Source organism: Nonomuraea sp. KM88 (assembly GCF_052245635.1).
Taxonomy (GTDB): Bacteria; Actinomycetota; Actinomycetes; order Streptosporangiales; family Streptosporangiaceae; genus Nonomuraea.
Genome location: NZ_JBQQCC010000018.1, coordinates 122,732 through 136,108, shown reverse-complemented (window position 1 = coordinate 136,108; position 13,377 = coordinate 122,732). Strand labels below are relative to the sequence as shown.

The window sequence follows — 13,377 nt, the reverse complement described above, 5'->3', positions numbered from 1 at the left end:
TGTCGGACATGTCCGCGGCTCCGGATTTTGGTCTGAGTCAGAGTCAGGGTGCAGCGCGGCTACGGGCGGGTGGGTTCCGACCATCCGCCCATTCGCGCACCCGAAATTCCCGGATCTGCCCCTCCCTTCTTCCTCCGCATTCCTTCATGGCGGGCTACCCTAAGGGTGTGCCGGAGGGCGTTCCCGTGCAATTCCCGCGGGGATGATGGCAGGGACTCTTTCCGGGACGAAAGCAGACCTTCCCGGCGAGGATTGTCCAGTAGTTGAAATGGGCATAATCAGTGAATTCCTTGGGAGGAGCCGAGTGGTCGGAGAAATCAATCCGACACTCCGCCGCCGGAAGCTCGCCGCCGAACTGCGGCGACTTCGCGAGGAGGCGGGGCTCCACGGCGTACAGGTCGCGCGGTCCTTACGCTGGTCGACCTCCAAGATCTCGCGCCTCGAAACGGGCCAGGTGGCGCCTTCGGCCAAGGACGTGGCGCTGCTCCTCAAGCACTACGGAGTCGACGACGAGCTCAGCCGCCTGCTGCTCGAACTCGCCCACGGCGAGAACAAGGGGTGGTGGGACGCCTACGCGGACGTGTTCGCCGACGCCGTCGTGGAACTCTTCGGGCTGGAGGACGGCGCGAGCCTGGTCAGGGCCTGGGGGTCCTTCAGCCTCCCCGGGCTGCTGCAGACACGCGACTACGCCGAGCACATGGGCTACCTGGCCCGCATAGTCGAGATGGCGCCGCCCGGCAAGATCGAGCGCAGGACCCGTGCGAGGCTGCGCCGGCAGCGGGTGCTCATGAAGGACCCGCCGCTCAACTACTCCGTCGTGCTCGACGAGGCGGTCCTGCGCCGGCGTTTCGGCGACGCGGACGCCAAGCTGATGAGTGACCAGATGAGCCATCTCATGAAGATGAGCGACATGCCGAACGTCAGCATTCGCGTGCTCCCGCTGGAGCAGCCGCATCCTACCGACATCGCCAACTTCATCCTTTTGAGCTTTCCCGCGATGCCGGTGCTGGGGGACATCTCCCGCGAGGCCGTCTACTTCGAGAACCATCCCGTTTTCACGCTGTCGGAAGACGAGGAGACGGTCCTCCAGTACTCTCTGGTGTTCGACGGGCTCCTGGGTCAGGCCCTGAGCGAGGAGGAGTCACGGGCTTTCATCGCCTCGCTGGCCGGCCTTTAGGCGATCATTTCGGAAAGTAATCGTCATCAATCGGTTACCAAGCGCTTCTACGATGCCTCCAACCACTAGTGTGACCGTAGTGACTCTTGAGGCTAGGGGGACGCCGTCCGATGAACGGTTCTGTCCTGTCGGATGGCTGGCGGAAGAGCTCGTTCAGCGGAGCGGCAGGTGAGTGTGTCGAGTTCGCCAGGGGCGCCGGCGGAGAGATCATGATCCGTGACTCCAAGGACCCTTCCGGGCCGGCCCTGATCTTCACCCCCGGCGAGTGGCGGGCCTTCGTCAAGGGGGTCCGGAACGACGAGTTCGACGTTTGACGGCGCCCGGCACGCAGGTAAAGGCCCTTCGTCAGGACGAAGGGCCTTGTCGTGTCCGGGAAGTGCCCCCCGACTGCCACTATGTGCACGAAAAGCAGTAGACTTCGGGCCGACAAGTTTGTGAAGGGGTTCACAAAGGAACGAAGGCGCGACACCCCAGGCCTTCGAGCGTGTAGGACAGGACAGTCCAGTGACCGTGCCAGCAGCCCGACCTCAAGCGCAGGAGCTCGTCCCGAGAGAGCGAAGCCGACAGAGTGGCGCTGACGCGACCAGTTGCACAGCTGACGCTGATGTCATCGTCGTCGGCGCCGGCCCGGCCGGCTCCGCAGCCGCCTTCTACCTCGCCCAGGCCGGCCTCGACGTGCTGCTCCTGGAGAAGACCAGGTTCCCCCGCGAGAAGGTCTGCGGCGACGGCCTGACGCCGCGGGCCGTCAAGCAGCTGCTCAACATGGGGGTCGACATCGACGCCCCCGGCTGGGTCAGGAACAAGGGTCTGCGTGTCGTGGGCGGTGGCCTGCGGTTCGAGCTCGACTGGCCCCAGCTGGAGCGCTTCCCCGACTTCGGGCTCGTACGCACCCGGCAGGATTTCGACCAGATCGTCGCGGCCACCGCGGTGAAGACGGGCGCGCGCCTCATGGAGGGCGTCACCGTCACCGGCCCGGTGCTCGACGACCGCAGCGGCCACATCGTCGGCGTGACCACCAGGGACGGCCGTACGTTCCGCGCGCGCGTGGTCGTGGCCGCCGACGGCAACAGCACCCGCCTCGCCCTAGGCATGGGCCTGCACAAGCGCGAGGACCGCCCGATGGGCGTGGCCGTGCGCACCTACTTCGAGAGCCCCCGCCACGACGACGACTACCTGGAGACGTGGCTGGAGTTGTGGGACGGCGACACGCTGCTGCCCGGCTACGGCTGGGTGTTCGGCGTCGGCGACGGCACCGCCAACGTGGGGCTCGGCCTGCTCAACACCAGCGCCCAGTTCAAGAACATCGACTACCGCGACCTGCTCAGGCGCTGGTGCCGGTCGATGCCGGCCGACTGGGGCTTCACCGAGGAGAACATGACGGCGCCCATCCGCGGCGCCGCGCTCCCGATGGCCTTCAACAGGCAGCCGCACTACACGCGCGGCCTGATGCTGGTGGGCGACTCCGGCGGCTCGATCAACCCGTTCAACGGCGAGGGCATCGCGTACGCCATGGAGACCGGCGAGATCGCCGCCGAGATCATCGCAAAGGCCCTCAGGGGCACCACTCCAGCGCAGCGCGAGCGGACCCTGCGGACTTACCCCCGCGTGCTGAAAGACGCATACGGTGGTTACTTCACTCTCGGCAGATGGTTCGTCGAGGCGATCGGGAAGCCGGGCGTGATGCGCTTCGGCACCAGGCACGGGCTTCCCCACCCGAGGCTGATGCGCTTCGCGCTCAAACTCCTTGGTAATCTCACCGACCGGCGAGGCGATGCGTCGGACAAGATCATAAACGCACTCTCGAAGGTCGCGCCACCAGCATGAATCTCACAACTGACAGATCCGGCTGCGCGCCCGCGCGCGCGGCGACTCCAGAGGAGGCGTAGCGATGGACCTTTACGTGCCCATCCTGGTGCTCGCCGTTCTCGCGGGGGGCTTCGCGATCTTCTCGGTCGCCATCGCTCCCTTCACCGGCCCCAAGCGCTGGAACCGCGCCAAGCTTGACGCCTACGAATGCGGCATCGAGCCGACGCCCCAGCCGGTCGGTGGCGGACGGTTCCCGCTCAAATACATGGTCACCGCGATGCTCTTCATCGTGTTCGACATCGAGATCATCTTCCTCTATCCGTGGGCGGTCTCGTTCGCGCCGGAGCTGAACGACGCGGGCCAGGCGATCGCCCCGGGCCTGGGGCTGTTCGCCCTCGTGGAGATGCTGCTGTTCATCGTCACCGTGCTCGCCGCCTACGCGTACGTGTGGCGCCGCAAGGGTCTGGACTGGGACTGAAAATGGGACTTGAAGAGAAACTCCCCAGCGGGTTCATCCTCAGCACCGTCGAGGCGGCCGCCGGATGGGCGCGTAAGAGCTCCGTGTGGCCGGCCACGTTCGGCCTCGCCTGTTGCGCCATCGAGCTGATGGCTACCGGTGGCCCCCACTACGACCTGGCGCGCTTCGGCATGGAGCGCGCTTCGGCGTCTCCTCGCCAGGCCGACCTCATGATCGTCGCCGGGCGGGTCTCGCAGAAGATGGCTCCCGTGCTGCGCCAGATCTACGACCAGATGGCCGAGCCCAAGTGGGTCATCTCCATGGGCGTGTGCGCCTCCAGCGGCGGCATGTTCAACAACTACGCCATCGTGCAGGGCGTCGACCACATCGTTCCGGTCGACATCTACCTGCCCGGCTGCCCGCCGCGGCCCGAGATGCTGATCGACGCGATCGTGAAGCTGCACGACAAGATCCAGAACATGAAGTTCGGCGCGCACCGCGCCAAGCAGATCGACGAGCTCGAGCTGCAGGCGCTGCGTACGCTGCCGCTGATCGACCAGGGGGCATCGAAGTGACCTCGCCCGACAACCTCCCTGGCAGCCCGGACAGCGGGCAGACGCCTGAGGCCCAGGTCCCCGCGGTGCCCGAGGCGCCCGTCGCCAGGCACGGCATGTTCGGGGCCTCGGACTCCGGCGACACCTCCGGCTACGGCGGTCTCGTCGTACGCCGGCAGCCCCAGATCTCGACGCCCCGCCCGTACGGCGGCTACTTCGACGAGATCGTCGACGCGCTCGCGCTCGACGACGCGATCGAGCGGGTCGTCGTCGACCGCGGCGAGCTCACCCTGCACGTCAAGCGGGAGCGGCTGGTCGAGGTGTGCCAGAAGCTGCGTGACGACCCGGCGCTGCGCTTCGAGCTCTCGCTCGGCGTGTCCGGCGTGCACTACCCGCACCTGACGGGAGAGGAGCTGCACTCGGTCATCCACCTGTGCTCGATCACCCGCAACAGGCGCGTACGCGTCGAGGCCGCCTGCCCCGACGACGACCCGCACATTCCATCCACCGTTGGCGTTTACCCTGGTCATGACTGGCATGAGAGGGAGACGTACGACTTCTTCGGCATCATCTATGACGGCCATCCTGGCCTCACCCGGATCATGATGCCCGACGACTGGGACGGCCACCCGCAGCGCAAGGACTACCCGCTGGGCGGCATCCCCGTGGAATACCGGGGCGCCACCATCCCCTCGCCCGATCACAGGAGGTCGTACGCGTGAGCGAGCATGTCGAGCTGAGCGTTGACGACCGGCGGGAGGAACACGCGTGAGCACGGCTTATGACGAGGCGACCGAGGGCAAGGTCTACTCGGTCACCGGGGCCGACTGGGACCAGGTCGTGTCCGGCGTGCGCGACTCGCAGGACGAGCGCCTGGTCGTCAACATGGGCCCGCAGCACCCGTCCACGCACGGCGTGCTGCGACTGGTCCTGACCCTCGACGGTGAGACGGTCACCGAGGCGCGCGGCGTCATCGGCTACCTGCACACCGGCATCGAGAAGAACATGGAATACCGGACGTGGACGCAGGGCACCACGTTCGTGACCCGCATGGACTACCTCTCGCCGATCTTCAACGAGACCGCCTACTGCCTGGGCGTGGAGAAGCTGCTCGGCATCGAGGACCGCATCCCTGACCGGGCGCAGGCCATCCGCGTGATGATGATGGAGCTCAACCGCATCGCCTCGCACCTGGTGGCCATGGGCACCTTCGGCATGGAGCTGGGCGCGACCACGCCGTTCCTGTTCGGCTACCGCGACCGCGAAATGGTCATGGACCTGTTCGAGTACATCACCGGCCTGCGCATGAACCACGCCTACATCCGGCCGGGCGGCGTGAGCGTCGACCTGCCCGCGGGCGCGGTCGACAAGGTCGGCGAGTTCCTCAAGGAGATGCCCAAGCGGATCAAGGACATCCGCAAGCTCCTCGACGAGAACCCGGTCTATGTCCGCCGCACGCAGGACGTCGCCTACCTCGACCTGACCGGCTGCATGGCGCTGGGCATCACCGGCCCGATCCTGCGCGCCGCGGGCCTGCCGTGGGACCTGCGCAAGTCGCAGCCCTACTGCGGCTACGAGACGTACGAGTTCGACGTCCCCACCGAGCGTGGGTGCGACGTGTACTCGCGCTATCTCGTCCGGATGAAGGAGATGGAGGAGTCCCTCAAGATCGTCGAGCAGGCGCTCGACCGCATCGCGGGGCCGCTCAAGGGCGACCCGGTGATGATCGAGGACAAGAAGATCGGCTGGCCCGCGCAGCTCGCGCTCGGCCCCGACGGGTTCGGTAACTCGCCCGACCACATCGCCCACATCATGGGCACCTCGATGGAGGCCCTCATCCACCACTTCAAGCTGGTGACCGAGGGCTTCAGGGTGCCGGCCGGGCAGGCGTACGCCAGCATCGAGTCGCCCAAGGGCGAGCTCGGCGCGCACGTGGTCAGCGACGGCGGCACCCGCCCCTACCGCGTGCACTTCCGCGAGCCGTCCTTCTGCAACCTGCAGGGCTTCCCCGCGATGGCCGAGGGCGGCCAGGTCGCCGACGTGATCGCCGCGGTGGCATCTATCGACCCCGTCATGGGAGGTGTGGACAGGTGAGTGAGCGCAGCGAACGAACAAAGGGACACAGCACGTTTGTCACGTGTCCGACGGAGGAGGACGCGTGACGTACTCACCGGATGTCCGTGAGCGTCTCGAACGGGACGCCAAGGAGATCATCGGGCGCTACCCGAAGACGCGGTCGGCGCTGCTGCCCCTGCTCCACCTCGTGCAGTCGGAGGACGGCTACGTCTCCGACCACGGGCAGGAGTTCTGTGCCGAGATGCTCGGCATCAGCAAGGCCGAGGTCACCGGCGTCGCGACCTTCTACACCATGTACAAGCGCAAGCCGGTCGGCGACTATCACGTCGGCGTCTGCATCAACGCGCTGTGCGCGGTCATGGGCGGCGACCAGATCTGGGAGGAGCTGTCGGAGCACGTCGGCGTCGGACACGACGAGGCGACCCCCGACGGCAAGGTCTCGCTGGAGCGCCTCGAGTGCAACGCGGCCTGCGACTTCGCCCCCGTCATGATGGTCAACTGGGAGTTCTTCGACAACCAGACGCCCGAGTCGGCCAAGCAGCTCGTCGACGACCTGCGCGACGGCAAGGACGTGCGGCCCACGCGCGGCCCGAAGAAGCTCTGCACCTTCAAGGAGGCCTCGCGCGTGCTCGCGGGCCTGCCCGACGGCCTGGCCGGTGACGGCCCGTCGGCCGCCGGGCCCTCGCTGGAGGGCCTGAAGGTCGCCAAGGCCAACGGATGGAAGGCCCCTGAGGCATGAGCGTCACTCTCACCCCGGTCCTGACCGCGAACTGGGACCAGCCCGACTCCTTCACCCTCGACGGCTACGGCGAGTATGAGGCGGCCAAGAAGGCGCTGGGCATGGAGCCCGACGCCGTCATCCAGGCCGTCAAGGACTCCGGGCTGCGCGGCCGCGGCGGCGCGGGCTTCCCGACCGGCATGAAGTGGGGGTTCATCCCCCAGGGGGATGGCAAGCCGCACTATCTCGTCGTCAACGCCGACGAGTCGGAGCCGGGCACCTGCAAGGACATCCCGCTGATGATGGCCAACCCGCACGCGCTGGTCGAGGGCGTCATCATCACGTCGTACGCGATCCGGGCCAGCCACGCCTTCATCTATGTGCGCGGCGAGGTGCTGCACGTGATCAGGCGGGTGCAGGCGGCCGTGCGGGAGGCGTACGCGAAGGGCTATCTCGGCACCGACATCCTCGGCTCCGGGTATGACCTGGAGCTGGTCGTGCACAGCGGCGCGGGCGCCTACATCTGCGGCGAGGAGACGGCGCTGCTCGACTCGCTCGAAGGCTTCAGGGGTCAACCGCGGCTCAAGCCTCCGTTCCCGGCCGTGGCGGGTCTCTACGCCTCGCCCACTGTGGTGAACAACGTGGAGTCGATCGCCAGTGTTCCCTCCATCATCGGCAACGGCGCCGACTGGTTCGCCGGGATGGGCACCGAGAAGTCGAAGGGCTTCGGCATCTTCTCGCTGAGCGGCCACGTCACCCGGCCCGGCCAGTACGAAGCGCCGCTCGGCATCACGCTGCGCGAGCTCCTCAGCATGGCCGGAGGCATCCGCGCGGGGCACCGGATCAAGTTCTGGACCCCGGGCGGCTCCTCCACGCCGATCTTCACCGACGAGCACCTCGACGTGCCGCTCGACTTCGAGGCAGTCGGCGCCAAGGGCTCGATGCTCGGCACCCGAGCCCTGCAGATCTTCGACGACACCACCTGCGTGGTCCGTACGGTGCTGCGCTGGACGGAGTTCTACGCCCATGAGTCGTGCGGCAAGTGCACGCCGTGCCGCGAGGGCACCTACTGGCTCAAGCAGGTGCTCAAGCGGCTGGAGGCGGGCCAGGGCACCGAGGACGACCTGGCCACGATCACCGACATCGCGGACAACATCCTGGGCCGGTCGTTCTGCGCGCTGGGCGACGGCGCCACCAGCCCGATCCACTCCTCGGTGAAGTACTTCCGCGATGAGTACCTCAAGCACTTCGAGATCGGCGGCTGCCCGTTCGACCCGAAGAAGTCCACTCTCTGGGGTGAGCAGTGACCGTCGTAGAGACCGAAACGAACCTGGTGACCCTGACCATCGACGGGTTCCAGGTCAGTGTCCCCAAGGGCACTCTGATCATCAGGGCCGCCGAGCTGCTGGGCATCCAGATCCCGCGGTTCTGCGACCATCCGCTGCTCGATCCGGCGGCCAACTGCCGGCAGTGCCTGGTCGACATCCCCGACGCGGGAAACGGCCGGGGCTTCCCCAAGCCGCAGCCGTCGTGCGCGATCGAGGTCGCCGAGGGCATGGTGGTGCAGACGCAGCTCACCTCGCCGGTCGCCGAGAAGGCGCAGCGCGCGGCCATGGAGTTCCTGCTGCTGAACCACCCGCTCGACTGCCCGGTCTGCGACAAGGGCGGTGAGTGCCCGCTGCAGAACCAGGCCATGTCCAACGGCCGCGGCGAGTCCCGGTTCCAGGAGCAGAAGCGCACCTTCCCCAAGCCGCTGCCGCTGTCGACGCAGGTGCTGCTCGACCGCGAGCGCTGCGTGCAGTGCGCGCGCTGCATCCGCTTCTCCGACCAGATCGCCGGTGACCCGCTCATCGAGTTCTTCGAGCGCGGCGCCAAGGAGCAGGTGCGCACGGCCGACGGCAAGCCGTTCAACTCCTACTTCTCCGGCAACACGGTGCAGATCTGCCCGGTCGGCGCGCTGACCGGCGCCGCCTACCGGTTCAGGGCCCGCCCGTTCGACCTGGTCTCCACGCCGAGCGCGTGCGAGCACTGCGCCTCCGGCTGCAGCATGCGCACCGACCACCGGCGCGGCCGGGTCACCCGCCGCCTGGCGGGCAACGACCCGCAGGTGAACGAGGAGTGGAACTGCGACAAGGGCCGCTGGGCGTTCACCTACGCGCAGCAGCCCGACCGGCTGAAGACGCCGCTGGTCCGCAACGAGGAGGGCGTGCTCGTGCCCGCCTCGTGGCCGGAGGCACTGTCGGTGGCCGCCGAGGGCCTGGCCAGGGCGCGCGGCAGGGCCGGCGTGCTGGTCGGCGGCCGGGCCACGGTCGAGGACGCCTACGCCTACGCCAAGTTCGCCAGGATCGCCCTGGGCAGCAACGACATCGACTTCCGCGCCAGGCCGCACTCCGCCGAGGAGGCGCAGTTCCTGGCTCACGCGGTGGCCGGCAAGGGCATCGAGATCGACTACGCCGACCTCGAGAACGCCCCGCACGTGCTGCTCGTCGGGTTCGAGCCCGAGGAGGAGTCGCCGATCGTCTTCCTGCGCCTGCGCAAGGCGTGGATGAAGAAGGGGCTCAAGGTCACCTCGATCGCGCCGTTCGCGACGCCCGGCCTGGTCAAGATGGGCGGCACGCTCATCCGCACCGCTCCCGGCGCCGAGGCCGACGCCATCGGGGACCTGCTCGGCACGCTGGCCCCGGGCACGATCGTGCTCGCGGGCGAGCGCATGGCCACCGTGCCCGGCGCGTTCTCCGCCCTGCTGCGGCTGGCCAACGTCTGCGACGCCCGGCTCGCCTGGGTCCCGCGCAGGGCCGGCGAGCGCGGCGCGGTCGAGGCGGGCGCGCTGCCCAACCTGCTGCCGATCGGCCGCCCGGCCGACGACGAGACCGCCAGGGCCGAGGTCGCCAGGGCGTGGAACGTGGCCTCGCTGCCCGCCGGGCCGGGGCGCGACACCGCCGGCATCCTCGCCGCCGCCGGCGAGGGCGCGCTGGACGCGCTGGTCGTCGGCGGCGTCGACCCCTACGACCTGCCCGACCCCGCGGCGGCGCTCGACGCGCTCGAGCGCACGCCGTTCATCGTCAGCCTGGAGATCCGCGCCAGCGCCGTCACCGACCGCGCCGACGTGGTGCTGCCCGTCGCCGCTGTCCAGGAGAAGGGCGGCACGTTCGTCAACTGGGAGGGCAGGGGCCGCTCGTTCGAGGCGCCGCTCAAGGTGCCCGGGCTGCAGTCCGACCTCGCGGTGATCGGCAACCTGGCCGACCGGATGGACGTGCACCTCGGCCTGCCCGACGCCAAGGCCGTGCGGCGGGAGCTGTCGGGGCTGGGCGCCTGGCGCGGCAGCCGCGTCACCGCCCCGCACACCGCCACCCGCGCCCAGGTCGCCCCGGCGGCCGGCGAGGCGCTGCTGGCCACCTGGCACCTGCTGCTCGACGAGGGCAGGCTGCAGGACGGCGAGCCCTACCTCGCGGGCACCGCCCGCGAGGCCGAGGCGCTGGTCAGCGCGGTCACCGCCGCCGAGATCGGCGTCGCCGACGGCGACAAGCTCGTCATCGGCGGCACGGGCGCCGACACCGTCACGCTGCCGGTGCGCGTCGCCGACCTGCCGGAACGCGTGGTGTGGGTGCCGGCCAACTCCGGCGGCTGCTCGGTCACGCGTGACCTGCGCGCGGTGGCCGGCGACATCGTCACGATCGGGAGCGCCTCATGATGCACCTTCTCGCGGCCGATCCCACCCTCGCCGACTTCGGCAAGGACCCGCTGTGGATCACCATCGTCAAGGCCGTGATGCTGTTCGTCTTCCTGATGCTGAGCGTCCTGTTCGGCGTCTGGTACGAGCGCAAGCTGATCTCGCGGATGCAGCACCGCTACGGCCCCAACCGGGCCGGCAAGTTCGGCCTGCTGCAGACCGTGGCCGACGGCCTGAAGATGGGCCTGAAGGAGGACCTCTTCCCGCGGACCGTCGACAAGGTCCTCTACCTGCTGGCGCCGGTCATCATGGTGGTGCCCGCGTTCCTGGCCTTCTCGATCGTGCCGTTCGCGCCGATGGTCAACCTGTTCGGCGTGCAGACGCCGCTGCAGCTGGTCGACCTGCCGGTGGCGGTGCTGTTCATGCTCGCCATGGGCGCGGTCTCGGTCTACGGCGTGGTGCTGGCCGGGTGGTCGTCGCGCTCGCCGTACGCGCTGCTGGGCGGGTTGCGGTCGGCGGCCCAGGTGGTCTCGTACGAGATCGCCATGGGGTTGTCGTTCGTGGCCATCTTCCTGTTCGCGGGCACGCTGTCGACGTCGGAGATCGTCAAGGCGCAGGAGCAGACGTGGTTCGCGGTGCTGCTGATCCCGTCGTTCCTGGTCTACGTGGTCTGCATGTTCGGCGAGGCCGCGCGCATCCCGTTCGACCTGCCCGAGGGTGAGGGCGAGCTGGTCGGCGGCTTCCAGACCGAGTATTCCTCGTCGCTGAAGTTCGCGCTCATCATGATGGGCGAGTATCTGCACACGTTCACCGCCTCCGGCATCGCGGTGACGTTGTTCCTGGGCGGCTGGCGGGCTCCGTGGCCGATCTCGCTGTGGGACGGCGCGAACGTCGGCTGGCTGCCGGTGTTGTGGTTCTTCATCAAGTTCCTGCTGACGTTCAGCTTCATCGTGTGGGTGCGTGCCTCGCTGCCGCGCGTCCGGTACGACCAGCTCATGGCGTTGGGCTGGAAGGTGCTGATCCCGGTGAACCTGGCGTGGATCCTGCTGGTGGCCGCGGTGCGCAACGTCGTGATCAACGAGGGCGACCGGATGATCGGCATCGGGCTCGGCGCGGTGATCGTGATCGGGGCACTGGCCATCTGGATGCGGTTCGACACCGTCAACCAGCGGCGCAGGGAGGCCAAGAAGGCCCAGGTGGAGGCCGAGTTCGAGGAACTGTCCAAGGAGCCGGTGGCGGGCGGCTTCCCGGTGCCGCCGCTCGATCTGCCGCACTACCACGGGGTGCAGCACAAGGAGATTCCCAGTGGGACTAACTGATTGGCTGAACCCCGTCAAGGGCTTCGGGGTCACCTTCCATACGATGTTCAAGAAGCCCGTCACGACGAACTACCCGGAGGAGAAGAAGCCGACGGCTCCGCGCTTCCACGGGCGTCACCAGCTCAACCGCTGGCCTGACGGGCTGGAGAAGTGCATCGGGTGCGAGCTGTGCGCCTGGGCGTGTCCGGCCGACGCGATCTACGTGGAGGGTGCGGACAACACCGACGAGGAGCGGTTCTCGCCGGGCGAGCGTTACGGGCGCACGTACCAGATCAACTATCTGCGGTGCATCCTGTGCGGCCTGTGCATCGAGGCCTGCCCGACCCGCGCGCTCACCATGACGAACGAGTACGAACTCGCCGACAGCAGCCGCGAGAGCCTCATCTACACCAAGGAGATGCTCCTCGCGCCGCTGACCCAGGGCATGGAGCAGCCTCCGCACCCGATGCGGCTCGGCGAGACCGAAGAGGACTACTACCGCCTGGGACGGACCAATGGGTGAGACCATCACTTTCTGGGTGCTCGCCGTCGTCTCCGTCGGCGCCGCGCTCGGCGTGGTCTTCAACCGGAAGGCCGTCTACTCGGCGCTGATGCTCGGCACCGTGATGCTCAGCCTGGCCGTCCTGTACGCCGTACAGGACGCGCCCTTCCTGGCCGCGGTGCAGATCATCGTCTACACCGGCGCGATCATGATGCTGTTCCTGTTCGTGCTCATGCTCGTCGGCGTGGACTCGTCGGACTCCTTCGTCGAGACGCTGAAGGGCCAGCGTTTCTGGGCCGCCGTCGCGGCGCTCGGCTTCGTGACGCTGATCGTCCTCGCCATCGGCAACGCGTTCTTCGGCGACCAGGTCGGGCTGGCGCAGGCCACGGCGCAGGGCGGCTACATCCGCTCCATCGCGCTGCTGCTGTTCACCAAGTACGTCTTCGCGTTCGAGATCACTTCGGCGCTGCTGATCACCGCCGCGCTCGGCGCGATGGTGCTGGCGCACCGCGAGCGGCTCACCGAGAAGGCCACGCAGAAGGACCTGTCCCGCGCCCGGTTCCAGGGCGATCGCCCGTCGCCGCTGCCCGGCCCCGGCACGTACGCCAGGAACAACGCCATCGACATGCCCGCGCTGCTGCCGGACGGGTCGGTCGCCGAGTCCTCGGTCAACCGCTACATCGCGCGCTACGACGTCGAGCACGGCCACCTGCCCGAGGACCCCAAGCTCGCCGCGGCCATCAGGCACCGGGCCGATGACGACGGCGCGGACACCGACGCCGACAAGAGCAACGGGGTGACCAAGTGACCACGCAGTACCTGATCCTTTCCGGGTTGCTGTTCGCCATCGGCGCGATGGGCGTGCTCATCCGGCGCAACGCGATCGTGGTGTTCATGTGCGTGGAGCTCATGCTCAACGCCTGCAACCTCGCCTTCGTCACCTTCTCCAGGCAGGTCGGCAACCTGGAAGGCCAGATCATCGCGTTCTTCGTGATGGTGGTGGCCGCGGCCGAGGTCGTCGTCGGCCTGGCCATCATCGTGACGATCTTCCGAACCCGCAGGTCCGCGTCCGTCGACGACGCCAACCTGCTGAAGTACTAAGAGGTGACTGGTGGAATC

At 68.2% G+C, this 13,377-nt stretch carries 14 protein-coding genes; all 14 read left to right on the top strand.

Annotated features, from left to right (window positions below; translation table 11 throughout):
• The first annotated feature begins 304 nt into the window (after nucleotides 1-304).
• The 14 genes from ACTWPV_RS39440 (at nucleotide 305) to nuoK (ending at nucleotide 13,359) form a co-directional block, all read left to right on the top strand.
• Nucleotides 305-1,177: a helix-turn-helix domain-containing protein gene (locus ACTWPV_RS39440; protein ID WP_443155689.1), complete on the top strand. Its 873-nt coding sequence runs from the start codon at nucleotides 305-307 to the stop codon at nucleotides 1,175-1,177.
• 110 nt (nucleotides 1,178-1,287) lie between these two features.
• Complete coding sequence (locus ACTWPV_RS39435; RefSeq protein WP_347648361.1) at nucleotides 1,288-1,491, top strand: DUF397 domain-containing protein; 204 nt, start codon at nucleotides 1,288-1,290, stop codon at nucleotides 1,489-1,491.
• A 190-nt stretch (nucleotides 1,492-1,681) separates the two neighbouring features.
• The gene (locus ACTWPV_RS39430; RefSeq protein WP_443155688.1) at nucleotides 1,682-3,001 is read left to right on the top strand and encodes a geranylgeranyl reductase family protein; all 1,320 of its coding nucleotides are present in this window, start codon (nucleotides 1,682-1,684) and stop codon (nucleotides 2,999-3,001) included.
• Nucleotides 3,002-3,065: 64 nt separating this feature from the next.
• On the top strand, nucleotides 3,066-3,461 hold the full coding sequence (locus ACTWPV_RS39425; RefSeq protein WP_132592415.1) for an NADH-quinone oxidoreductase subunit A: 396 nt from the start codon (nucleotides 3,066-3,068) through the stop codon (nucleotides 3,459-3,461).
• Between the two features lie 2 nt (nucleotides 3,462-3,463).
• A complete protein-coding gene (locus tag ACTWPV_RS39420; RefSeq protein WP_347617218.1) occupies nucleotides 3,464-4,015 on the top strand; it encodes a NuoB/complex I 20 kDa subunit family protein in 552 nt (183 codons plus the stop codon).
• Nucleotides 4,012-4,716 carry an NADH-quinone oxidoreductase subunit C gene (locus ACTWPV_RS39415; RefSeq protein ID WP_347648363.1) on the top strand — a complete coding sequence of 235 codons (705 nt, stop codon included), beginning with the start codon at nucleotides 4,012-4,014 and terminating at the stop codon, nucleotides 4,714-4,716. The genes ACTWPV_RS39420 and ACTWPV_RS39415 overlap by 4 nt, the downstream gene beginning before the upstream one ends.
• Before the next feature lie 46 nt (nucleotides 4,717-4,762).
• Nucleotides 4,763-6,088, top strand: a complete 1,326-nt coding sequence (locus tag ACTWPV_RS39410; RefSeq protein WP_347648364.1) for an NADH-quinone oxidoreductase subunit D — start codon at nucleotides 4,763-4,765, stop codon at nucleotides 6,086-6,088.
• 64 nt (nucleotides 6,089-6,152) lie between these two features.
• Nucleotides 6,153-6,809, top strand: coding sequence for an NADH-quinone oxidoreductase subunit NuoE (gene nuoE, locus ACTWPV_RS39405; protein ID WP_443155687.1), 657 nt, complete (start codon nucleotides 6,153-6,155; stop codon nucleotides 6,807-6,809).
• Nucleotides 6,806-8,095: an NADH-quinone oxidoreductase subunit NuoF gene (gene nuoF, locus ACTWPV_RS39400; RefSeq protein WP_443155686.1), complete on the top strand. Its 1,290-nt coding sequence runs from the start codon at nucleotides 6,806-6,808 to the stop codon at nucleotides 8,093-8,095. The genes nuoE and nuoF overlap by 4 nt, the downstream gene beginning before the upstream one ends.
• Complete coding sequence (locus ACTWPV_RS39395; RefSeq protein ID WP_443155685.1) at nucleotides 8,092-10,479, top strand: NADH-quinone oxidoreductase subunit G; 2,388 nt, start codon at nucleotides 8,092-8,094, stop codon at nucleotides 10,477-10,479. The genes nuoF and ACTWPV_RS39395 overlap by 4 nt, the downstream gene beginning before the upstream one ends.
• Nucleotides 10,476-11,777 carry an NADH-quinone oxidoreductase subunit NuoH gene (gene nuoH / locus ACTWPV_RS39390; RefSeq protein WP_443155684.1) on the top strand — a complete coding sequence of 434 codons (1,302 nt, stop codon included), beginning with the start codon at nucleotides 10,476-10,478 and terminating at the stop codon, nucleotides 11,775-11,777. Before ACTWPV_RS39395 ends, nuoH begins: the two co-directional genes overlap by 4 nt.
• Nucleotides 11,764-12,279, top strand: coding sequence for an NADH-quinone oxidoreductase subunit NuoI (nuoI, locus tag ACTWPV_RS39385; protein WP_347617211.1), 516 nt, complete (start codon nucleotides 11,764-11,766; stop codon nucleotides 12,277-12,279). Before nuoH ends, nuoI begins: the two co-directional genes overlap by 14 nt.
• Nucleotides 12,272-13,066, top strand: coding sequence for an NADH-quinone oxidoreductase subunit J (locus tag ACTWPV_RS39380; protein WP_347648368.1), 795 nt, complete (start codon nucleotides 12,272-12,274; stop codon nucleotides 13,064-13,066). Before nuoI ends, ACTWPV_RS39380 begins: the two co-directional genes overlap by 8 nt.
• Nucleotides 13,063-13,359, top strand: coding sequence for an NADH-quinone oxidoreductase subunit NuoK (nuoK, locus tag ACTWPV_RS39375; RefSeq protein WP_347648369.1), 297 nt, complete (start codon nucleotides 13,063-13,065; stop codon nucleotides 13,357-13,359). The genes ACTWPV_RS39380 and nuoK overlap by 4 nt, the downstream gene beginning before the upstream one ends.
• Nucleotides 13,360-13,377: the final 18 nt, after the last annotated feature.